The following is a 20,039-nucleotide window of genomic DNA, read 5'->3' on the forward strand; positions in this document are numbered from 1 at the left end:
ATGAAAGCGCTGCTGCTCGTCGACATTCAAAACGGCTTCTGTCCAGGCGGCAATCTGCCGGTGCCTGACGGCGACAAGGTGGTTCCCGTCGCAAACAGACTGATCGACAGCGGCAAATACGACCTGATCGTCGCCTCGCAGGACTGGCATCCGCCGGGCCACGGCAGCTTTGCCTCCGCCCATCCGGGTGCCGCCGCCTTCGAGATGGGCGAACTGTCGGGCAAGCCGCAGATGATGTGGCCTGACCACTGCATTCAGGGTACGCTTGATGCCGAACTGCATCCCGAACTCAAATCCGAAGAGATCGACCTGATCCAGCAGAAGGGCGAGAATCCTGATATCGACAGCTATTCGGCCTTCCGCGACAATGACCGCGATGCCTCGACCGGCCTTTCCGATTTCCTCGAGGATCAGGGCGTCACCGACCTCGACGTCTGCGGACTGGCGACCGACTATTGCGTCAAGTTCTCCGCGCTCGACGCGCTGGAGATGATGCCTGGTATCCACGTGCGCTTCATCGAGGACGCAAGCCGCGGCATCACGCCCGAAGGCGTCGCCGCCGCCATCGAAGAGATGCGGGCGCATGGCATCGCGATCATCGACAGCGTCAAGGCCTTGGCCGGCTAGTTCAGCTCGGATACCGCCAGAAAAAACCGCGTCGAATGTCGGATCGGTGCAAGTTAATCCGTCCTCGGCTCTGAACACACCAACAATGGGAGTTGAGAGATGAGAAAACTAGTTGCTGCAGCCTTCGTCAGTTTGGACGGTGTCATGCAGGCGCCGGGCGGGCCGCGGGAGGATCCGACCGGCGGCTTCACGCAGGGCGGCTGGACCGTCAATTATTGGGACGAGCCGATGGGCCAGTTCATGGGCGGGATCTTTACCGATCCCTTCGAACTGCTGCTTGGCCGCAAGACCTACGAAATCTTCGCCGCGCACTGGCCCTTCGTCGGGAAAGACGATCCAATCGGCAAGGTCTTCAACGCCGTGACCAAATATGTCGCGACCACTTCCACCGAGCCGCTCACCTGGGCAAATTCCGTCGCCCTGCGTGGCGAAGCCGCCGCCGAAATCGCCCGGTTGAAACGAGAGGACGGTCCCGTCCTCCTGACACAGGGCAGCAGCGGCCTGTTGCAGACCCTATTGGCGCATGACCTGATCGACGAATTCCGGCTCCTGACTTTTCCGCTCGTCCTCGGCCAGGGCAAACGCCTGTTCGGTCGAGGCGCCAAGCCGCAGGCGCTGAAGCTCACTGCCAACACGATATCGACGACGGGCGTCATCATGAGCGTCTACGAGCGCGCCGGCGCAATCAAGACAGGCACATTCGAGCTGGCGCAGCCCTCGGAGGCCGAGATCGAACGCCGGGAGCGGATGAAGCGTGAAGGCTGAACGCGCCTTTGCGATTGCGGGGCCGCGGGCACTGTCGCGTCCCGTCTAGAGGCTCGTGCCCTTGTTCGTCTATTCGCGCTCCAATCGCGGCGCCACTCCCGAAGGTGTTGCCGCCGCAATCGACGAAATGCGGACGCAAGTCACAATGATCAAATGCGTGGACGTGTGTAAATAAGCTGCCGGCCGGTAGCTTATTTCAGGACGTAGACGTCGAACGTCTCATCGCTTCCGACAACCGCGCCGAAACGCTTGACGAGGCTTGTCGCGCTCTGGAAAGCAGAAATATCTTCCGGCGTCAGAATCAACCGCCAAACATAGCTTTCACGCAGGGAAACGGGCGCAGTAATCTGATCAAGTCGTTGTGAAAGAAGGATGACAACAGGGACATGCTCACTCTGCTGCAATCGGTGTGCCGTTTGCAGAATATCGGCAAGGCTGAGCGAAAGCCGCGCATTCCAGGTATATCGTACGATGGCGCCGAACCGCTCCTCCCGCAGAAGATAGGTGCGGTTGCGGACGTAATAGGGCAAGGCTTCCACCAGATAGTCGGGATCCGCCATGATGACCGCATCCTTGAGATCGGGGCGCGATTGAATGAACGCACCGAGATCCTTGCTTCGGCTCAGGGGTATTTCGGCTATGAAGGCCTGGTGGACCTTCTCGACGCCGGACACGACCTGTAGCGCCAGCAATATCAGGAAGCACAGGCGCCCGAACTTTACGATGCCGCCAACAGCCTCGATGCCTGCAACGCCCGCCCCGTCGCGCTGAGACTCTATGGCAGTGATCGCGATCATGAAAACCAGCCAGAGCGCCTGATGTCTGTATCCGCCGGGATAGACAAGCGTAAAAAGCAGCGAAAGCCCCAAGAGAACCAGTCCCGCTGCGATCATAGCCGGCCATCGGTTCGCCAGCGCCAACAGGCTGCCGTAGATGAGCGCGGACATCAACGCTGCGAAAATCTGGGCGGCCAACGGATACGCAACGACCAGTTCAAGGACGCTGTTGGGATAGAACGCCATAAAATGGGAACTGGTCAGGGCAAAAGCGCGAAGGACAAGCAAAGCGAAATTCTCGCCGCTGAGATCGTTCTGCCCCGTATCGTTGAAGGTCGGATAGACTGTTACGAAACATAAAACAATTCCAACCGCGGCAATGGCAGCGGCGGTCGCAAAGGCCCGATATGCCGTCAGAGGCGGCCTTGGCCGGGCCAGAATTAAATCGAAAAACCAATAGGCGAGGAAGCCGCCGACGAGGACGACCGAATGGACGTTCGTATTTGCCAGCAGGGCAAACAACAGGCCGAGCAATATCCCGTTGCGTGCTCCTTTCTCCCAACTGAGGACGATAAGGAAAATCACCAGCATGCTGATGCCGTAATTTCGCGACATCGCGGCATAATCGAAAATCGAAAAGCTGCCGAACAGCGACAGAAGCATGATGGAAAGCGGCAGTTTCAGCCTGAAAACAAGAAGATAGGCCGCGGTCGCTGCAATCGTCAGTGCGACGATCTTCAGGACGACAGGTGAGCCGACCACGGCATAGGCGGCGCGCAGCAGAATATACCAGACAGCAGGATGACCCTCACCATGCATCCGGCGAAGCATATCGATGAAGTTATCCCCTTGAAGCGCGAGTGACAACGCACGAACCTCGTCACGCCAGACCGTTTCGGACCAGCAGAGCGCAGACGCCAGCGCAAGCCAGACCATAAGGATCAACGCCTTGCCGAGCTTGGCAGATCGAGGTTCATCGATAACAGAGACAATCACGGCCATAACACGCAACCCGGTGAACGAAAGCGTCACGACCATATCGGCGCAGAAATAAATTGGCGTTAAGTGAAGGCCTCTTTTGGTTTCAGGGCGCTGAAGCATGTCGCGCGAAACTGTGCAGCGGTTTAAGCGCGACAAGCGAATTTGAAGATCGCGACGCGCTTTAGAATTTTTCCTCCCTCTCAAGCAGATGGATATCCTCGGCTACGTCGTCCATTCTCTGCAATAATGCGGCCTGGGCATCTCGTAGCCCTCGATTGTAAAAGTACGGCCCGATCTCCTCGGCGAAGAAGTCAAGCAGGAATTCAGCCGGCAATGCACCGATGGGATCGAGTTCCCGGTCGAAATAAGCGCGGATGCGCGAAACGATTTCAGCCTTTTCTTCCTTGGAAAATTCGATCTTTTTCATAGCTGCCTCTTTGCCGAATGCGATCGGGACTTTGATGGTTCAGCAAAATCGATTGGTCAATCAAGGAAATTCAATTGCCGTCGCAAGCCGTAGACCATAAGGGAAAACTTGAATTCCAACTGGACAAGATCGCATGAATCGCGCCGACTTTGTTGAAGGTTTGCGGGGCGGCTCCGCCGTTGCGTTGGCATCGGCGCCCTTTGGCGCTCTCTTCGGAGCGCTGGCGGTCGAAAATGGCATGTCGCTTTCCGAAGCCGCCTTCATGAGCGCCACCGTCTATGCCGGCGCCAGCCAGATGGTCGGCATTGAACTCTTCGGTCACAATGTCCACGCCTGGCTGATCGTACTGTCGATCCTCGCCGTCAATTTCCGCCACGTGCTCTACTCGGCGGCGCTGGCGCGCTACATCGGCCATTTCACGCCGGTGCAGAAATTCTTTACCTTTTTTCTCCTCGTCGATCCGCAATTCGCCGAAGCAGTCAAGCGCGCCGAGGCCGGCCGGCAACTCACCTTCGCCTGGTATTTCGGCTTCGCCATCATCATCTACATTCCGTGGGTGCTGATCAGCATCGCCGGCGGCCTGCTCGGCGGTTTCATCGGCGATCCCAAGGCCATCGGCCTCGACATCCTGTTGCCGGCTTATTTCCTCGGCATCGTCCTCGGCTTCCGCAAGCGAGACAATTTCCTGCCCGTGGCGCTCGTCAGCGCGGTGGCATCCGTGTTCGCCTACCGCTACGTCGGCTCGCCCTGGCATGTCAGCCTCGGTGCCGCCGTTGGCATCGTGCTTGCCGCCCTGTTGCCGCTGCCGCCGCAACCGCAAGATCTCGAAGCCGACGCCCTTCAATCCGAAGTGCACGAGGTCTGAGCCATGGAATTCGATCTTCACATGGCGCTCGTTATCCTCGCCGCAGCCGCCGCCACCTTCGCCACCCGCATCGGCGGCTATATCCTCATCACCCGAATGAAAAGTATTCCCCCGCGCATGGAGGCGGCGCTGAATGCCGTTCCGGCGGCCGTGCTGACGACGCTCGTCGCACCCGCCTTCTTCATCGGCGGCTGGGAATCGAAGCTGGCGCTGATCGCCGCCCTCTTCATCGGATTGCGCTTCACCCATACATGGATGCTGGTTGCCGCCTGGATCGTCGTGATGACCTGGCGCCACACGATCGGCGCCTGAGCACCGGCCCGAAAGCCGGCGCAGAAACTCAAGGCATTATAGCGTCGCCGACGCCGTAATGCCGTTCTCTCAATATTCCAGCGGCAGCGTCGCGTGTTCGAGCCACGCCCTGACATCGTGATCGTGGATGAGCGGCATCAGCGCCTCGCATGTGCGGCGATGATAGTCGTTGAACCAGTGCAGTTCGTCATGGGTCAGAAGCTCGGGAATGACAAGGCTGCGGTCGATCGGGCAGAAAGTCAGCGTTTCGAATCCGAGCATCGGCGCGTCGCCGCCCTCGATCTCCTCGGCCCCGCGCACATAGATCAGGTTCTCGATGCGGATGCCGAAACTGCCGGGCCGATAATAACCCGGTTCGTTCGAAAGGATCATGCCGGGCAGCAGTTCCTGCGTCGAAAGCCTGGAGATGCGCTGCGGCCCCTCGTGCACCGAGAGATAGGAGCCGACGCCGTGGCCTGTGCCGTGAGCGAAATCGGCGCCGGCCCGCCACAGCGCGATGCGCGCCAGCGGATCGAGGTCGCAGCCGCGCGTGCCCTTCGGGAAACGTGCCGTGCTGATCTCTATCATCCCCTTCAGCACCAGCGTGAAGAAGCGCCGATGCTCTTCCGATACCGTACCTATGCCGACGGTGCGGGTGATGTCTGTCGTGCCGTTGATATATTGCGCACCCGAATCGATCAGGAAGAGTTCGCCGGCCTCGATCAACCGGTTGGTCTCGGTCGTCACGCGGTAATGCATGATCGCCGCATGTTCGCCGGCGCCCGAAATCGTGTCGAAGGAAATGTCCTTCAGAGGGTTCTGCATGCTCTGGCCGACGCGGGCACGCGCCGCTTCGAGATGCTCGGCAGCAGCGATCTCGCTCACCGTGCCAGGCTTCGTCTGCGACAGCCAACAGAGGAATTCCACCATCGCCGCCCCGTCCTGCAGATGTGCGGCGGCCGAGCCGTTGATCTCGACGTCGTTCTTCACCGCGCGCGGCAGCTTGGCGGGATCGGCGCCCTCCACCACTTCGCCGCCCGCCTTACGGATGATCTCCGCCAGCGCATAGGCGGCGATATCAGGGTCGATCAGCACGCGGCCGCCATCTCGCGAAACGGCGGCAAGCCTCTCCTCCAACGCCGAGGGCGGCAATTGTGTGCAGATCTGCGCGAGATAGGCCTCCGGCTCGATGCCGGTCTTGCGCTTGTCGAGGAAGAGCTCTGCCCGGCCGTCGGCATGAATGATGGCGCGCGCCAGCGGATGCGGCGTGTGCGGCACGTCGGCGCCGCGGATATTGAAGACCCAGGCAACCGAAGAAGGATCGGCGATCAGCACCGCCGCAAGGTTCTTCTTCGAAAGATCGGTGGCGATCGTCGCGATTTTGTCCCTGGCCAGCATGCCGGCCTGCGCGAGGTTCTGGATGCTGACCGCGCCGAGCGGCTCGGTTGGCCGGTCGCTCCAAAGCCTGTCGAGCGGATTGTGCGGCAGGAAGACCAGCGTGCCGCCAATCTGCGAAAGCGCCTTTTCCAGACGGCGCACCTCTGCACCCGCATGCAGCCATGGGTCGATGCCTAGCCGCAGGCCCTTGCCGCCGTTTGCGGCAAGCCAGAGGTGCGGCGGTTCGTTCACGAGGTCGCCGCCCGAAAAGACCGAACCGTCGACCTGTTCGGCAAGCTGAGTCACATAGCGCCCGTCGACGAAGACGATCGCCTGCGTGCGCAGGATGAGCGCAATACCGGCCGAACCGGTAAAGCCCGTCAGCCATGCCAAGCGCTCCGAACATGCGGGAACATATTCGCCGTTGAACTCGTCGGCGCGCGGCACGAGAAAGGCGTCGATGCCGAGCGAATCGAAACCGGCGCGCAGCGCCGATACGCGATCCCTGCCGAATTGCGGCGTGGAAGTGACTTCGAAAGACTGGAACATGCTGGAAACCCGAATGATTGAGACGAATCCGGTTAATGGGATGCCGGCCATGTTAGCGAAATTTCAACTGATGGGGAGAAAAAGCGACCAAGCGAGTCGAAAGCCCTGGGACCGCTCAACATTTTGACGGAACTGTGACGCCAAAAGTTAATTTGGCACGCTTTATGCATTGGCCGCATGGCTCCCATGAGCGAAACCCTCTGCCTCCGCATTTCAGAATAGCTATATAGGCGTCATCGAACGGTTCGCGATGAACCTATAACAAAGGAATTCTTGAAATGACCGCCTCTCTCTCGCGCTTCGCATATAGCAGCCCGATGCAGGCTGGCGAACGCCAGACCGTGCGTCACGTGATCGGCGCCCGCCGCCCGCAAAACGAGGACAGCCTCAAGCTGCTCGGCGCCGGCCAGCGGGCCACGCGCCACAAGGGCGCCCCCAGCTACGCGTTCTAAGCCTGAAAGCCAGTCCGTCTCCTCCCTCCCGGACCGGCCTATTGGAATGCAGTAGAGCCCGCTTGAGCGCTCCTCCCCTTGAGCTCGCGGGCATTGACCGGATAGACCGGTCGAAGGCGGTGCCATTGGCACCGCCTTTTTCTTATCTTCAACAAGGCTTGGGGGGTACGCTATCCTGTGGAATGATCGGTCGCAGCTTGCTCCATCTTCTCCCCTCGGAGAGAAGATGGCCCGAAGGGTCGGACGAGGAGGCCACACGGCAGGCAATTCATTACCCTTCGCTGCGCTCTGCGCATTCGCGGCTTCGCCGCTCACCCCCTCATCGCCTCGCTATCGTTGCGGCACTTCTCCCCGCTGGGGAGAAGAGGGACACCGCATTCGCCTCCCCACTCTCGCCTTCATCAAGGCCGATCGAGGTGGATGGTCACCCAGCCGTTGCGCCAGATGGTTCTGACGTGGCGAAGCCGCGCGCCACTATAGGCGGCAATCACCTTCCAGCGTTGCCCGGCAAGGATGCCGGAGAGAATAACCGATCCGCCAGGCGCAAGATGCGTCGCAAGCTTCGGTGCCATGCGGATCAGCGGCCGCGCGAGAATATTGGCGATGATGAGATCGAAGGGACCGTGCTCGGAAAAGGCCGTCGAGTGGAAGCCCGGCGCTGTCCTGGTGACGATGCCCGAGGCGATGCCGTTGCGGCGCACGTTCTCGGCCGCCACCTTCGTCGCGATCGGATCGATGTCGGTCGCCAGCACCGGTATGTTCCTGAGCTTGCGCACCGCAATCGCCAGCACACCGCTGCCGGTGCCGAGATCGAGCGCGTTGCGGACCGGGCGCGAGCGCAACACGGCATCGATCACCTCGAGGCAGCCCGCCGTCGTGCCATGATGGCCGGTGCCGAAGGCTTGGCCGGCATCGATCTCGATGGCGATGTCGCCGGGGCGGATCTTGTCGCGGTCATGCGAGCCATGCACCAGGAAGCGCCCTGCCCGGACGGGCTTCAGCCCCTCCAGCGATTTCACCACCCAGTCGATCTCGGGGATGACTTCCCGCTCCAGCCGGGCATCGGGAAAAGAGGCCTTCAATGCGTCCTCGACGCGGGATTGCACCTCCGCCTCGTCCTCGGCCATCATGTAGATCGAGGCTTCCCAGATATCCTTCTTCTCATCGATCTCCGTGGTGCCGATGGCAAAGTCTTCTTCACCGAAGACCGCGCTCAGAAGGTCGAGGATCTCTTCGGCCTTGCTTTCGGTCGTCGTCACGTAAAGGCGGATTTCACTCACGATAGGCGGTCTTTCCCGTTTCCGTTGCCCGCCGCCGGTCGAGCCAACGCCCCATCACGCTGAAGCTGTCACCCCTTGCTGGCGAGATTCTCCAGCTTCTTTACCGCCGTGTCCGGGTTTTCGCCATAGGCGATCGTTCCGGAAAACCGCCCGGCCGAATCGAGCAGGAAGACCGAGGCGGTGTGATCCATCGTGTAGTCGCCGTTCGGATCCTTCTCGTCGACCGGCACTTTCTTGGCGTAGACGCGGAAACCCCTGATGACGTCGGCGATCTTGTCAGGCGCGCCTGAAATGCCGATGATGCGCTTGGAAACATTGGAGACGTATTCGTTCATGATCTCAGGCGTGTCGCGCTCCGGATCGACGGTCACGAAATAGGCCTGTAGCTTGTCGCCCTTCGGATCCACCTTCTCCATCCATCCGTTCAACTCGAAAAGTGTCGTCGGGCAGACTTCCGGGCAATGGGTAAAGCCGAAGAACAGCGCCGTCGGCTTACCGCGCAACGCCTGCTCGGTGATCGGCTGCCCGCTTTGGGAGACCAGAGTGAAGGGCACGCCGAAGGGCGGTTCGGCCACCATGTCCCTCGACTTCGTCAGGTTGAGCGTGTAGGCACCAAGAAACCCGGCAAGTATCAGGACACCGACCCAGACGGCGATGCGGAATGTCTTCATTGGCATGATCCTCGATCCGGGCGGAGAACGCGCGGCCCGCCCTTGCCCCGCGTGATTATAGCCTCGACCGGACGCGCGCAATTCAAGAATATGTTTTCTGACCGGTGGTTAATTGTCTCACCGATAGAAACTGCAACGGCAGCGAAATCCGACGTCGGGAATCTGCGCGGATCAAAAATGGCGTGTTTGTGAATAGCTTGTCTTTAGAGCGGCGGATAATCGGAAAATACATATCGTTAGGAAAGACTTAAGCCGTCACATCTATATTTAACAGCGGTTCTGCATCGCCTCTCCCGCCGGAGACAACTGGGAAGAATTCTGACCATGAACAACAACGCCATCAAGCAGTCGGGCGCTTATCTCGAAATCGTTTCGTTCCACCTGGGCGATCAGGAATTCTGCATCGACATCATGGCTATCCGCGAAATTCGCGGCTGGGCGCCGGTGACGCCGATGCCGCACACCCCGCCCTACGTGCTGGGCCTCATCAATCTGCGCGGTGCGGTGATCCCCGTCATCGACATGGCCTGCCGCCTCGGCATGAAGATGACCGAGCCCTCCGAGCGCTCGGCGATCATCGTCACCGACATCGCCGGCAAGCTGGTCGGCCTGCTGGTCGAGCAGGTTTCCGACATGATGACCATCAAGAGTGAAGACCTGCAACCGCCGCCGGAAATCATCCCGGAAGCCCAGCGCGCCTTCTGCCGCGGCATCGTCGCTCTCGAAAAGACCATGGTTTGCTTCTTGAACCTCGACACGGTTATTGCCGACGAGCTGACACAGGCCGCATAAGAACAACCGCTCCTCGATCGGAAGGCCGCCTGCAGCCGATCGCTGCGGGCGGTTTTTTTGTATTTAACGGACCGGCAGCGCAAGGTGCCGCAAGCAGACGGACACGCCGTCACCTTCCAATTGCTCGGACGGAGACTACCTCCCCCTCCGATAAAGTGCCCGGTCAGGAGCCTTCCATGCGTGTCAGCACCTACAAGATAAACATCGACGACGATCGGGTCGACGACCTGCAACGGCGCCTGCGCTCGACGCGATGGCCGCCAGCACTCGACGCCGACAGCTGGGAAGACGGAACAAGTCTCGCTTTTCTCAAGGAGCTCCTCGCCTATTGGAAAGACCATTTCGACTGGCGCGCGCAGGAGACGCGCCTCAACACGCTTCCGCAGTTCATTGCCGAGATCGATGACCTGTCGATTCATTTCGTCCACCAGAGAGGAAACGGGCCCTCGCCACTGCCACTCATCCTCACGCACGGCTGGCCGGGCTCCTTCTTCGAAATGGAGGGGATTATCCCAATGCTGGCGGATCCTGCAGCACATGGCGCCGACCCTGCTGATGCATTCGATGTCGTCGTGCCGTCCCTTCCGGGCTACGGCTTCTCGCAGGCGCCAGGCTCAGCCGGGATCGGCCCCTATGAAATATCGGGACTGTGGCTGAAACTGATGCAGGGTTTGGGATACGAGACCTTCTGCCTGCAAGGCGGCGATATCGGCGCGGCCGTTTCGAGCTGGCTCGCCTACCGTTTTCCACAGAATACGACAGCGCTGCACCTGAACTATATTCCGGGGAGCTACCGGCCGCCGCTGGGCGCGGGACAGGCACCGATTTCGACGGAGGAACAGGCCTTTCTCGAACGCGCCGCGCAATGGGCCGATAGCGAAGGCGCTTACGCCCACATGCAAGGAACGAAGCCGCAGACGCTTGCCTATGCACTGACGGATTCGCCCATTGGCCTCGCTGCCTGGATCAGTGAAAAATTTCAGGCGTGGAGCGACGGCGATATCAGGACGACGTTCTCTCTCGACGCCCTCTTGATCGAGATTTCGATCTATTGGTTCAGCGGCACCCTGGATTCGTCGCTTAGGCTCTACAAGGAAAGCCGAAAGCGGCCGATGCATTTCAAGGCGAACGAACGCGTCCTGCCGCCACTCGGCGTGGCGCATTTCGCAAGGGAATTGCCCCAGCCGCCACGCTCTTGGGTCGAACGCGTCTATGACGTCAGGCGATGGACCGAAATACCGAAGGGAGGCCATTTTGCCGCCATGGAGCGGCCCGAGCTTCTGGCCGAAGATATCCGCGCTTATTTCCGCCCATTCAGGACGCGCTGATCACTGCGGCCTCCCATTCTTCCAGACAACGTTCTGCCCATAGAGCGGAATGGTCGAGATCGACATCTTCGCCGAACCGTCGGTCAGTTCGCGCGAATGGGCGAGATAGATCAGCGTGTCGTTCGTCTTGTCGTAGATGCGGTTGACGACCAGGGTCTTCCAGATCAGCGACATGCCTTGGCGGAACACCTCGCTGCCATCCTTGGACAGGTCGATATTGCCGATCTCGATCGGCCCGGTCTGCCGGCAGGCAATGGAATTGTTGGACGGGTCCTCGAACCAGTTGCCGTTCTTGAACCGGTCGATCAGGCTGCGGTCGAAATAGGTGACGTGGCAGGTGATGCCCTTGACCTCGGGGTCGGAGACCGCCTCGACGATGATGTCGTTGCCGATCCAGTCGACCCCGACCTTGCCGACGACTTCGGCCGAGGCAGTACCTGCGGAAACGGCGGCGAAAGAGAAGGCGGCGAGGAGAAGATTGCGCAGTCTGGACATGGCGGCTCCCTGAATAACCGCATCTAGATAAGCATGCACCCATGCTTTGCAAGAAATGGAGCTCGCGGAAGGGATCAGCCTTTCCGGCAGGTGCAGGGCTCGTAGGCCCGCGCCGTCAGCCGGCCGGGCCGCATGCCGATCAGCGCCGGTATCGCGTGAACGGCATTGGCCTTTAGCGCTTTCGCCATCTCGATCGCCGCCGCCGCGCAGACCGCGGCATCCTCGGCGGCGTTGTGGTGCACGAAACGCAGGCCGAGATGCTCGGCGATCAGGTTCAGCCGGTGCGAGACGAAATGCGGCCAGATTCGCTGCGCCATCTTCAGGCTGCAGAGATAGGTAAGCTCCGGATAGGATTGCCGGTAGAGATCGAGGCTCGCCCGCCAGACGCTGAAATCGAAGGCGGCATTGTGCGCGATCATCGTCGCGTCGCGAAAATCTTCCTCGAACTCGTCCATCACCTCGGGAAACTCGGGCGCATCCTCGACATGCTCCGGCCGGATGCCATGGATTGCGATGTTCATCCCGGAGAAGCGCATGTCCCGCGGTCGGATCAGCCGCTCCTCGACGCGCGTCACTCTGTCGTCCTCGATCCAGGCAAGGCCGACGGAACAGGCGCTGCCGCGCTGTTCGTTCGCCGTCTCGAAGTCAATTGCGATGGTCTTCAATGCAGTAACCCGAATCGTTTCTTCGGGAACAGGAATACCGCCCCGCTTCCGGCCGTGCAAATTCGACACGACGCAAGGTTGACTTTTTAGCCCACATACCGAAACTTGCTGCCATGATCGTTTCCCTTACCATGGCAGCGCTTATTCATCACACCACGACCCTCGAAGGGTACGCGGGAGCGATGGCGCGTTAGCAGCGATCCGATCATCCCGAAGACCCTGCGAGGCGAGCAGGGTTTCGGAAACCGGCTCTCCTCGTAAAACCGATGGAGAGCATGAATGTCCGAAAACGAAGAGAATGAACCTCGCGGCCGAGCGCGCCTGCCAGATGGCATCCTCGTGCGTGCCGTCCGCCTGTCCGATGCAGAGGAGATCACCGATCTCATAAATCTGCCGGGCTACCGGGCCGGCACCTTGAGGCCGCCCTACCAGCGGGTCGAGGAGGTTCGCAAGCACATGGAAAACCCGTCGCCAGGCGCGCTCAACCTCGTCGTCACCCAAAATGGCAGGATCGTCGGCAATGGCGGCCTTAACCGCCTCTCCGGCCGTAGGCAGCACGTCGCCAGCATCGGCATGGGCGTGCATGACGATTTCACCGGCCGCGGCTTCGGGCGGATCCTGCTCGGCGCGATGATCGACGCTGCCGACGACTGGCTCGATATCAAACGGCTGGAACTGACCGTCTACACCGACAACGACGTCGCCAGCGGCCTCTACCGGAAATTCGGCTTCGAGCAGGAAGGCCTGTTGAAGGCCTTCGGCTTTCGATCCGGCGAGTATGTCGACGCCTATACGATGGCGCGGCTCAGGCAATGAGCAAACGGGTTGGCGGCTTGCCGTCAGCCCCTCAGCCGCTGATCAGCGCCAGCCATTCATCCTCGTCCATCGTCTGCACGCCGAGTTCGCGCGCCTTGTCGAGCTTGGAGCCGGCGCCGGGGCCGGCGACGACGATGTCGGTCTTCTTCGAGACCGATCCCGCCACCTTGGCGCCGAGACTTTCGGCCCTCGCCTTTGCCTCGTCGCGGGTAAACTTTTCCAGCGAGCCGGTGAAAACCACCGTCTTGCCGGCAACCGGACTGCCTGCCGTCTTCGGTTGCTCGGCCTCCTCGGGCGTCACTTCCTCAAGCAGTCGGGTGATCACCTCGACGTTGCGCGGCTCCTTGTAGAATTCGACGATGGCGCGCGCGACCACCTCGCCGATACCCTCGATGGCGTTGAGATCGTTCCAGGCGTCGCCGGAAAGTGTCTCGGCCTCCCGCATCGCCGTCTCGAATGCCGCATAGGTGCCGTAGGAGCGCGCCAGCAGCTTCGCCGTGGTCTCGCCGACATGACGGATGCCGAGCGCGTAGATAAAGCGATGGAGCGCTATGCTGCGCCGCTCGTTGATCGCGCCATAGAGCTTGCCGACGCTGACCTTGCCGAAGCCGTCGATATTCTCGAGCTTGGTCAATGAATCCCGCTGCCGTTCCTCCAGCGTAAAGATATCGGGCGCGGTGCGGATCTGCAGCGACCGATCCTCGTTTTCGAAGAAGAAGTCGATCTGCTTCGAACCGAGCCCTTCGATATCGAAGGCGTTGCGCGAAACGAAATGCTTCAGATGCTCCATCGCCTGCGCCCTGCAGATGAAACCACCGGTGCAGCGGGTGACCGAATCGAGCTTGCCGGTCTTCTCATGTCTTTCACGCACCGCATGCGAACCGCAGACCGGGCAGGTCTTCGGAAATTCATAGGGCTTGGCCTCGGCCGGGCGCTTTTCCATGACGACGTCGAGTACCTGCGGAATGACGTCGCCGGCGCGCTGCACGATGACGGTATCGCCGATGCGGATATCGTGCTCGTCGTCGCGGATGCGTTCGCCGCTATTGCCAATGCCCCTGATGTAATCCGCGTTGTGCAGCGTCGCATTGGTGACGACAACGCCGCCGACCGTGATCGGCGTCAAACGCGCCACCGGGGTCAAGGCGCCAGTGCGGCCAACCTGGATGTCAATATTCTCGACGATCGTGAAAGCCTGCTCGGCAGGAAACTTGTGCGCCGTCGCCCAGCGCGGCGAACGCGAGCGGAAGCCGAGACGGGCCTGCAGTTCGAGACTGTCGACTTTATAGACGACGCCATCGATATCATAGTCGAGATCCGGGCGCTTGAGCCCGATCTCGTCATAATGCGCCAGGATGTCGGCGACCGAGTTCAACCTTTTCATCAGCGGATTGACCGGAAAACCCCAGTTCTTGAAGGTCTGCACCATACCGAACTGTGTATCGGCGGGCATCTCCGACATCTCGCCCCAGGCATAAGCGAAGAATTTCAGCTTGCGACTTGCCGTCACCTTGGCGTCGAGCTGGCGCAGCGACCCGGCCGCGGTGTTGCGCGGATTGACATAGGTCTGCTTGCCCTCCGCCTCCATCTGCCGGTTCAGCGCCAGGAAGTCGCTCTTAGCCATATAGACCTCACCGCGGATCTCGACGACGGCGGGAACGCCCTTCGGCAGCTCGTTGGGGATTTCGGCGATGGTCCGGATGTTGGCAGTGACGTTCTCGCCCGTCGTGCCGTCGCCGCGCGTCGCGGCCGTCACCAGCCTGCCGTTCTCGTAACGGATCGACATCGAGAGGCCGTCAATCTTCGGCTCGGCGGTAAAGGCGATCGACTGATCCGGCAGCCGGCCGAGGAAGCGATAGACGCCGGCGACGAAATCCTGCACGTCCTCCTGCGAGAAGGTGTTGTCGAGCGACAGCATCGGCCGCGCATGAACAACAGGCGCGAAGGTGACGGAGGGCGCTGCGCCAACATGCCGCGACGGGCTGTCCTCGCGAATCAGCTCGGGAAACCGCATTTCCAGCGCATCGTTGCGGCGCTTCAGTGCGTCGTAATCGGCATCCGAAATCTCCGGCCGGTCCTTGCCGTGGTAGAGAGCATCGTGATGCGCGATCTCCTTTGCCAGCCGTTCCAGCTCGGCGGCAGCCTCTTCGATCGTCAACGTGTCGACGGTGGAACCTTCGGTGGGCATAGAACATCACTCCAGAGAATCTGGCCAGAGAATCTGGCCAGAAAATCTGGATTGTTTTTAGAGCAAAATTGCCGGATGAAAAGAGCGGCTGGATATACTGCATAGGCAAGATCGCTTTCCCGGCCTATTCCCAATCCCTGGCATTGCGCAGCCGGATGCCACTGACATGCAGGCTGGTGTTCCAGAGGTTCTTCAACGGCCGCAGGCTATCGACCATCCGAAGCTCCACCCTACGCGGCCCAAACTCCTGGTCGAGCCGCGAGATGGCGGTCCTCTCCATCGGAATGACACGTCTGCGCGCCACCCACATGCCCGCATCATCCAGAGCCTCGAAGCCTTCGGCCGGCATCTCGTAACGATGGATCGTCTCCGCTTCGAGCCTTCCCAGCCAACGGCGCTCGACATAGGCGACGGCGCGCCAGTCGCCGAGCCAGTGCCGCCGTTCGGTCTCCGGCGTATCAGCTGTCGCCCAGAGCAGGATGCGGGGACAATCGCGCGGAAAGAGATACAGGAAATCATGATCGGCATCGATTGCCCAGACGAGCGGACCGTTCAGCCATTCTCGGCCGGGCGCGCGGTCTGACGGAACGCGAACCGGGCGTGGCTCGAACGCCGCGATACCGGCATCGTCGCTGAAATGGAAAAGCCGCATGGCATGAGCTCGCCGCCGATCGGGAAGCTTCAGCGCATATCGCGCCGCAGGATCAATGTCATCCCACCTGCCTAAGCGGAAACAGCATCGGAAATTAGCCGTTGCCGGCCAGCAGCCGCTTCGCTGCGGCCCTCGCCTCTTCTGTGACCGAAGCCCCGGCCAGCATACGGGCGATCTCCTCGGTGCGGTCCTTCTGCGCCATCGTCGCGACGCGCGTGGCAATCTTTTCAGAACCGTCGGCCGTCGGTCCCTTGGAAATCAACAGATGCGTCGCCGCCCGCGCCGCGACTTGAGGCGCATGCGTGACCGACAGCACCTGCACACGCTCCGACAGCCGCTTCAGCCGCTGGCCGATCGCATCGGCCACCGCGCCGCCGACGCCGGTGTCGATTTCGTCGAAGACGAGCGTCGGGGCCGATCCGCGATCTGCGAGCGCCACCTTCAGCGCCAGCAGGAAACGCGAGAGCTCGCCGCCCGAAGCGACCTTCATGATCGATCCCGGCCGCGTGCCCGGATTGGTCTGGACGTGGAACTCGACGACGTCGATGCCTTCGGCGAGCGCCTCCTCCGCATCCGTGGTGATCTCGACCATGAAACGGGCGCGTTCGAGCTTGAGCGCCGGCAGCTCGGCCATGACGGCCCCAGCCAGTGCGGTGCCGGCATGATGGCGCTTGTCGGACAGCGAGCGCGCCGCCGCATCGTAATTTTCCCGCGCCAGGCCGACCTCGGCTTCGAGCCGGGCAAGCCTCTCCTCACCCGCATCGAGATCGGCAAGATCGGCGATCATGCGCACCGCAAGCGCCGGCAGCTCGGTGACGGGCACGGAATATTTGCGCGAGGCGGCCCTGAGCGCGAAAAGCCGCTCCTCCACCCGCTCCAGCTCTCTCGGATCGTATTCGGTCTTGCGCAGCGCCGCCTCGACTTCCATCTGCGCGTTGGAAAGCTGGTCGAGCGCGGCATCGAGCAGCGTCACGGTATCTTCGAGCAGTCCCGGCGCCTCATGGCTCTTGCGCTCCAGCCGGCGCACCAGCGAGGCGATATGGGGCACCGGCGAGGCATTGCCGTTCAGGAATTCGGACGCCTCGGCGATATCGCCGGCGATTCGCTCGGCTTTCATCATCTTCTGCCGGCGATCGGCGAGCTCTTCCTCCTCGCCATCCTGCGGCAAGAGCTTTTCGAGTTCCTCGACCGAAGAGCGCAGGTAGTCGGCTTCGCGCGCCGCACTTTCCACTTTCTCGCGGTGCTTCTTCAGCGTCCGCTCGCTGTCGCGCCACAGGCGATAGAGCTTGGAGACCTCCGAAACCTCGTCGGTGAGGCCGGCGAAGGCATCGAGCAGCGTGCGGTGAGCGTTGGTGTCGACCAAGGCGCGATCGTCGTGCTGCCCGTGGATTTCGACCAGCATCTGGCCGGCCTGGCGCATCAGCTGCACGCTGACCGGCTGATCGTTGACATAGGCCTTGGTGCGCCCATCCGCCGATTGCTGGCGGCGGAAAATCAAATCGCCCTCATCGTCGATGCCGTTTTCACGCAGGAGCGTGCGCACGCCGTGTTCCATGCCGACGTCGAACACCGCCGTCACCTGGCCTTTGTCCTCGCCATGGCGCACCATGTCGCCGTCGCCGCGCCCACCGAGCGCTAGCGACAGGCTGTCGAGCAGGATGGATTTGCCCGCCCCGGTCTCGCCCGTCAGCACGGAGAGGCCGGTCTCGAAGGCAAGATCCAGCCGCTCGATCAGGACGATATCGCGGATCGAAAGCTGGATCAGCATTGGCCTCAGGAACCGAGAAGAAGTTTCTTGCCCGCTGCCGCGATCCACGAGCCCTTGTTTTCACGCGGCTCGGCACCGCCGCTCTGCAGCAGCTTGTAGGAATCAGCATACCACTGGCTGTCGGGATAATTGTGACCGAGAACGGCAGCGGCTGTCTGCGCCTCGTTGACAATGCCCATGGCGTAATAAGCTTCGACGAGACGTGCTAAGGCCTCTTCGATCTGGTTCGTATTCGGATATTTCTCGACGACGATACGGAAGCGCGAGATCGCGGCGAGATATTCCTTCCGCTCCATGTAGTAGCGGCCGATCTGCATTTCCTTGCCGGCGAGCTGGTCGCGCGCGAAGCGGATCTTGGCCTGTGCGTCGTCGACATATTCGGAGTTCGGATAATTGTCGATGACGGCCTGCATCGCCTCGATCGTCTTGGCGGAGGCGCGCTGGTCCTGCGTCACGTCGACGATCTGCTTGGAATAGGTAAGACCGATAAGATACTGCACATAGGCGGCATCCTGGGACTTCGGATATTGCGACATGTAGCGGTTGCCGGAAGCAAGCGCATCGTCCAGGCGGCCCTGGCGGTATTTGACGAAGGTGCTCATCACAAGCGCCTTGCGCGCCCATTCGGAGAACGGGTTTTCGCGGTCGATCGCGTCGAACTTGCGCGCCGCTTCAGCCATGTTGCCGGCCTTCATATTGGCAAGGCCCTGGGTGTAGAGCACGTCAGGCGGATCGGTTTCGAGACCGAGCTTGGTGATGTCGATGTCGGGATCCGACTGGCAACCGGAGATCGAGGCGCCTGCGCTGAGCACCAGAAGCGATGCGAACAAGGCGCGCGCTGTCTTCATCATACCTTCAGATCCTGCATAACCCATTCGAAAGAACCCCACTGCCGCCGCTCTCTCCACGGCAGCCACGCCTCGCTGGCGTTTCTAGCCACAAATGTGCATCAAGAGCAACGCAATGATAAGGCATTAACGCATTTTTGTGGCAGCAGCCGCAGAATGACCGGCTTTTCAACTTCTTCCCGACCTGTGGCGGCCAAGCATCAGTTATCGACGCAGACACGGCCGGACAAAAAAAACCGCCTCCGGGAAAGAGGCGGCCTGGTCTTGAGAATATGCTGGAGGTCATGCCGACCAGGGAGCGAATTCCGAAGCGCTGACTGCGATCAGTTCGCGGGCAGCGACACGCTGGCGCGGCGTCGACGTCTCCACAACCTCATAGGCGGAGGGATCGGCGAGCAGCGCCTTCAGCGCATTGGCATTCATCTTGTGACCACCGCGATACGAGCGGTAGCAGCCGATGAACTGGGCACCGGCAAGCGACAGATCGCCGACGGCATCGAGCGTCTTGTGGCGGACGAATTCGTCCTTGGCGTAACGCAGACCTTCGACGTTGATGACGGTGTTGTCGTCGGAGATGACGACTGAATTTTCAAGCGAGGAGCCGAGCGCGTGACCCGACGCCCAGAGACGCTCGACATCGCGCATGAACCCGAAGGTGCGGGCGCGGGAAAGCTCGGTCTTGAAGACAGCGGCGGTCATGTCACCGGCCCACTTCTGCCGGCCGATCAGCGGGCAGTCGAAATCGATCTCGACTTCGAAGCGCGTACCGTCATAGGGACGGAACTCACTCCAGGAGCCGCCATGCTCGATGCGCACCGGCTTGGTGATACGGATATAACGGCGCTTGACGCCGAGCGAGACGAGACCGACCTGCTCGATCGCCTCGACGAAAGGTAGCGAACTGCCGTCCATGATCGGCATTTCGGAGCCCTGCACCTCGATCACCACATTGTCGAGGCCAAGCGCATAGACGGCGGCCATGACATGCTCGATCGTCGCAACCGAATGGGCGGGTGAGAAGCCGAGCACGGTGCAGAGGTCGGTATTGCCGACCTGCGAGGAAACAGCCTTGAGTTCGGTAATGTCACCATTGTCATGCAGGCGCTGGAAAACGACGCCGGTGTCCGATTCGGCCGGGTTCAGGGTGATCGAGACTTCTGCTCCCGAATGCACCCCGATGCCCGAAAGCGTCACGGGACGCGATACCGTCGTTTGAAAACCCAGCAAGCCAATCGCCATAAATTCTGCCTTTATTCTTCCGCACCGGCGGTCTGTCCGATCGGCGCAGTCATCGTTCATTCTGCAGAAGGAGCCTGTCGAAAGGTCTCCTGGGGCAGTTTCGTTGCACCATACTTACGTGCGCCGGCGCTCCAATCCAAATCACTGTTTCTTTCGCTTTGTTACGAAGTCACGCAATTGAAATCAT

At 60.9% G+C, this 20,039-nt stretch carries 20 protein-coding genes; 8 read left to right on the forward strand and 12 right to left on the reverse strand.

The features are described 5' to 3' along the window. Positions 1 to 627: a bifunctional nicotinamidase/pyrazinamidase gene (gene pncA / locus N2600_RS14505; protein WP_162115980.1), complete on the forward strand. Its 627-nt coding sequence runs from the start codon at positions 1 to 3 to the stop codon at positions 625 to 627. A 99-nt stretch (positions 628 to 726) separates the two neighbouring features. Then, positions 727 to 1,392, forward strand: coding sequence for a dihydrofolate reductase family protein (locus tag N2600_RS14510; RefSeq protein WP_260296590.1), 666 nt, complete (start codon positions 727 to 729; stop codon positions 1,390 to 1,392). A gap of 191 nt (positions 1,393 to 1,583) precedes the next feature. Here the strand turns inward: N2600_RS14510 and N2600_RS14515 are convergent, their stop codons facing one another. Together N2600_RS14515 and N2600_RS14520 are read right to left on the reverse strand one after the other, a co-directional pair. Then, positions 1,584 to 3,170: a hypothetical protein gene (locus N2600_RS14515; protein WP_260298836.1), complete on the reverse strand. Its 1,587-nt coding sequence runs from the start codon at positions 3,168 to 3,170 to the stop codon at positions 1,584 to 1,586. 160 nt (positions 3,171 to 3,330) lie between these two features. Continuing rightward, positions 3,331 to 3,576 carry a DUF2164 domain-containing protein gene (locus N2600_RS14520; protein ID WP_033181033.1) on the reverse strand — a complete coding sequence of 82 codons (246 nt, stop codon included), beginning with the start codon at positions 3,574 to 3,576 and terminating at the stop codon, positions 3,331 to 3,333. 133 nt (positions 3,577 to 3,709) lie between these two features. Between N2600_RS14520 and N2600_RS14525 the strand changes: the two genes are divergently transcribed. After that, positions 3,710 to 4,441 carry an AzlC family ABC transporter permease gene (locus N2600_RS14525; protein WP_170254988.1) on the forward strand — a complete coding sequence of 244 codons (732 nt, stop codon included), beginning with the start codon at positions 3,710 to 3,712 and terminating at the stop codon, positions 4,439 to 4,441. Between the two features lie 3 nt (positions 4,442 to 4,444). Then, positions 4,445 to 4,753, forward strand: a complete 309-nt coding sequence (locus N2600_RS14530) for an AzlD family protein (protein WP_017965080.1) — start codon at positions 4,445 to 4,447, stop codon at positions 4,751 to 4,753. Positions 4,754 to 4,822: 69 nt separating this feature from the next. On the opposite strand, the gene N2600_RS14535 is transcribed toward N2600_RS14530, so the two are convergent. Beyond that, the gene (locus tag N2600_RS14535; protein WP_260296592.1) at positions 4,823 to 6,658 is read right to left on the reverse strand and encodes an aminopeptidase P family protein; all 1,836 of its coding nucleotides are present in this window, start codon (positions 6,656 to 6,658) and stop codon (positions 4,823 to 4,825) included. Positions 6,659 to 6,936: 278 nt separating this feature from the next. On the opposite strand from N2600_RS14535, the gene N2600_RS14540 reads away from it, so the two are divergent. Further along, on the forward strand, positions 6,937 to 7,110 hold the full coding sequence (locus N2600_RS14540; protein WP_222359857.1) for a hypothetical protein: 174 nt from the start codon (positions 6,937 to 6,939) through the stop codon (positions 7,108 to 7,110). A gap of 401 nt (positions 7,111 to 7,511) precedes the next feature. On the opposite strand, the gene N2600_RS14545 is transcribed toward N2600_RS14540, so the two are convergent. Both N2600_RS14545 and N2600_RS14550 read right to left on the reverse strand, forming a co-directional pair. After that, positions 7,512 to 8,390 carry a 50S ribosomal protein L11 methyltransferase gene (locus tag N2600_RS14545; protein ID WP_170276409.1) on the reverse strand — a complete coding sequence of 293 codons (879 nt, stop codon included), beginning with the start codon at positions 8,388 to 8,390 and terminating at the stop codon, positions 7,512 to 7,514. A 68-nt stretch (positions 8,391 to 8,458) separates the two neighbouring features. Further along, complete coding sequence (locus tag N2600_RS14550; RefSeq protein ID WP_222386284.1) at positions 8,459 to 9,061, reverse strand: SCO family protein; 603 nt, start codon at positions 9,059 to 9,061, stop codon at positions 8,459 to 8,461. Between the two features lie 324 nt (positions 9,062 to 9,385). On the opposite strand from N2600_RS14550, the gene N2600_RS14555 reads away from it, so the two are divergent. Both N2600_RS14555 and N2600_RS14560 read left to right on the forward strand, forming a co-directional pair. Then, the gene (locus N2600_RS14555; protein ID WP_017965084.1) at positions 9,386 to 9,853 is read left to right on the forward strand and encodes a chemotaxis protein CheW; all 468 of its coding nucleotides are present in this window, start codon (positions 9,386 to 9,388) and stop codon (positions 9,851 to 9,853) included. A gap of 176 nt (positions 9,854 to 10,029) precedes the next feature. Continuing rightward, complete coding sequence (locus N2600_RS14560; protein ID WP_222386285.1) at positions 10,030 to 11,181, forward strand: epoxide hydrolase family protein; 1,152 nt, start codon at positions 10,030 to 10,032, stop codon at positions 11,179 to 11,181. Here N2600_RS14560 and N2600_RS14565 read toward each other — a convergent pair whose 3' ends face one another. Both N2600_RS14565 and N2600_RS14570 read right to left on the reverse strand, forming a co-directional pair. Next, on the reverse strand, positions 11,182 to 11,676 hold the full coding sequence (locus tag N2600_RS14565; RefSeq protein WP_162115974.1) for a CreA family protein: 495 nt from the start codon (positions 11,674 to 11,676) through the stop codon (positions 11,182 to 11,184). Between the two features lie 74 nt (positions 11,677 to 11,750). Next, the gene (locus N2600_RS14570) at positions 11,751 to 12,341 is read right to left on the reverse strand and encodes a 3'-5' exonuclease (RefSeq protein ID WP_222386286.1); all 591 of its coding nucleotides are present in this window, start codon (positions 12,339 to 12,341) and stop codon (positions 11,751 to 11,753) included. A 279-nt stretch (positions 12,342 to 12,620) separates the two neighbouring features. Between N2600_RS14570 and N2600_RS14575 the strand changes: the two genes are divergently transcribed. Beyond that, positions 12,621 to 13,157 carry a GNAT family N-acetyltransferase gene (locus N2600_RS14575; RefSeq protein WP_260296593.1) on the forward strand — a complete coding sequence of 179 codons (537 nt, stop codon included), beginning with the start codon at positions 12,621 to 12,623 and terminating at the stop codon, positions 13,155 to 13,157. Between the two features lie 31 nt (positions 13,158 to 13,188). Here the strand turns inward: N2600_RS14575 and ligA are convergent, their stop codons facing one another. The 5 genes from ligA to lpxC all read right to left on the reverse strand — a co-directional run bounded on the left by ligA (position 13,189) and on the right by lpxC (position 19,852). Beyond that, positions 13,189 to 15,345: an NAD-dependent DNA ligase LigA gene (ligA, locus tag N2600_RS14580; protein WP_260296594.1), complete on the reverse strand. Its 2,157-nt coding sequence runs from the start codon at positions 15,343 to 15,345 to the stop codon at positions 13,189 to 13,191. A 124-nt stretch (positions 15,346 to 15,469) separates the two neighbouring features. Beyond that, entirely contained in the window at positions 15,470 to 15,997 is a 528-nt protein-coding gene (locus N2600_RS14585; RefSeq protein WP_260296596.1) for a DUF6886 family protein, read from the reverse strand. A 94-nt stretch (positions 15,998 to 16,091) separates the two neighbouring features. Continuing rightward, positions 16,092 to 17,765 carry a DNA repair protein RecN gene (recN, locus tag N2600_RS14590; RefSeq protein ID WP_222386290.1) on the reverse strand — a complete coding sequence of 558 codons (1,674 nt, stop codon included), beginning with the start codon at positions 17,763 to 17,765 and terminating at the stop codon, positions 16,092 to 16,094. A gap of 5 nt (positions 17,766 to 17,770) precedes the next feature. Further along, positions 17,771 to 18,640: an outer membrane protein assembly factor BamD gene (locus N2600_RS14595; protein ID WP_222386291.1), complete on the reverse strand. Its 870-nt coding sequence runs from the start codon at positions 18,638 to 18,640 to the stop codon at positions 17,771 to 17,773. Positions 18,641 to 18,895: 255 nt separating this feature from the next. After that, entirely contained in the window at positions 18,896 to 19,852 is a 957-nt protein-coding gene (lpxC, locus tag N2600_RS14600; protein ID WP_162115970.1) for a UDP-3-O-acyl-N-acetylglucosamine deacetylase, read from the reverse strand. Positions 19,853 to 20,039: the final 187 nt, after the last annotated feature.

The organism is Rhizobium sp. WSM1274 (assembly GCF_025200775.1).
Taxonomy (GTDB): domain Bacteria; phylum Pseudomonadota; class Alphaproteobacteria; order Rhizobiales; family Rhizobiaceae; genus Rhizobium; species Rhizobium leguminosarum_I.

Excerpts from the sequence above, each read along its gene's own strand:
- pncA (WP_162115980.1), top strand. The coding sequence starts at position 1 with ATGAAAGCGCTGCTGCTCGTCGACATTCAAAACGGCTTCTGTCCAGGC.
- N2600_RS14510 (WP_260296590.1), top strand. The coding sequence starts at position 727 with ATGAGAAAACTAGTTGCTGCAGCCTTCGTCAGTTTGGACGGTGTCATG.
- N2600_RS14515 (WP_260298836.1), bottom strand. The coding sequence starts at position 3,170 with ATGGCCGTGATTGTCTCTGTTATCGATGAACCTCGATCTGCCAAGCTC.
- N2600_RS14520 (WP_033181033.1), bottom strand. The coding sequence starts at position 3,576 with ATGAAAAAGATCGAATTTTCCAAGGAAGAAAAGGCTGAAATCGTTTCG.
- N2600_RS14525 (WP_170254988.1), top strand. The coding sequence starts at position 3,710 with ATGAATCGCGCCGACTTTGTTGAAGGTTTGCGGGGCGGCTCCGCCGTT.
- N2600_RS14530 (WP_017965080.1), top strand. The coding sequence starts at position 4,445 with ATGGAATTCGATCTTCACATGGCGCTCGTTATCCTCGCCGCAGCCGCC.
- N2600_RS14535 (WP_260296592.1), bottom strand. The coding sequence starts at position 6,658 with ATGTTCCAGTCTTTCGAAGTCACTTCCACGCCGCAATTCGGCAGGGAT.
- N2600_RS14540 (WP_222359857.1), top strand. The coding sequence starts at position 6,937 with ATGACCGCCTCTCTCTCGCGCTTCGCATATAGCAGCCCGATGCAGGCT.
- N2600_RS14550 (WP_222386284.1), bottom strand. The coding sequence starts at position 9,061 with ATGAAGACATTCCGCATCGCCGTCTGGGTCGGTGTCCTGATACTTGCC.
- N2600_RS14555 (WP_017965084.1), top strand. The coding sequence starts at position 9,386 with ATGAACAACAACGCCATCAAGCAGTCGGGCGCTTATCTCGAAATCGTT.
- N2600_RS14560 (WP_222386285.1), top strand. The coding sequence starts at position 10,030 with ATGCGTGTCAGCACCTACAAGATAAACATCGACGACGATCGGGTCGAC.
- N2600_RS14565 (WP_162115974.1), bottom strand. The coding sequence starts at position 11,676 with ATGTCCAGACTGCGCAATCTTCTCCTCGCCGCCTTCTCTTTCGCCGCC.
- N2600_RS14575 (WP_260296593.1), top strand. The coding sequence starts at position 12,621 with ATGTCCGAAAACGAAGAGAATGAACCTCGCGGCCGAGCGCGCCTGCCA.
- ligA (WP_260296594.1), bottom strand. The coding sequence starts at position 15,345 with ATGCCCACCGAAGGTTCCACCGTCGACACGTTGACGATCGAAGAGGCT.
- N2600_RS14585 (WP_260296596.1), bottom strand. The coding sequence starts at position 15,997 with ATGCGGCTTTTCCATTTCAGCGACGATGCCGGTATCGCGGCGTTCGAG.
- recN (WP_222386290.1), bottom strand. The coding sequence starts at position 17,765 with ATGCTGATCCAGCTTTCGATCCGCGATATCGTCCTGATCGAGCGGCTG.
- N2600_RS14595 (WP_222386291.1), bottom strand. The coding sequence starts at position 18,640 with ATGGGTTATGCAGGATCTGAAGGTATGATGAAGACAGCGCGCGCCTTG.
- lpxC (WP_162115970.1), bottom strand. The coding sequence starts at position 19,852 with ATGGCGATTGGCTTGCTGGGTTTTCAAACGACGGTATCGCGTCCCGTG.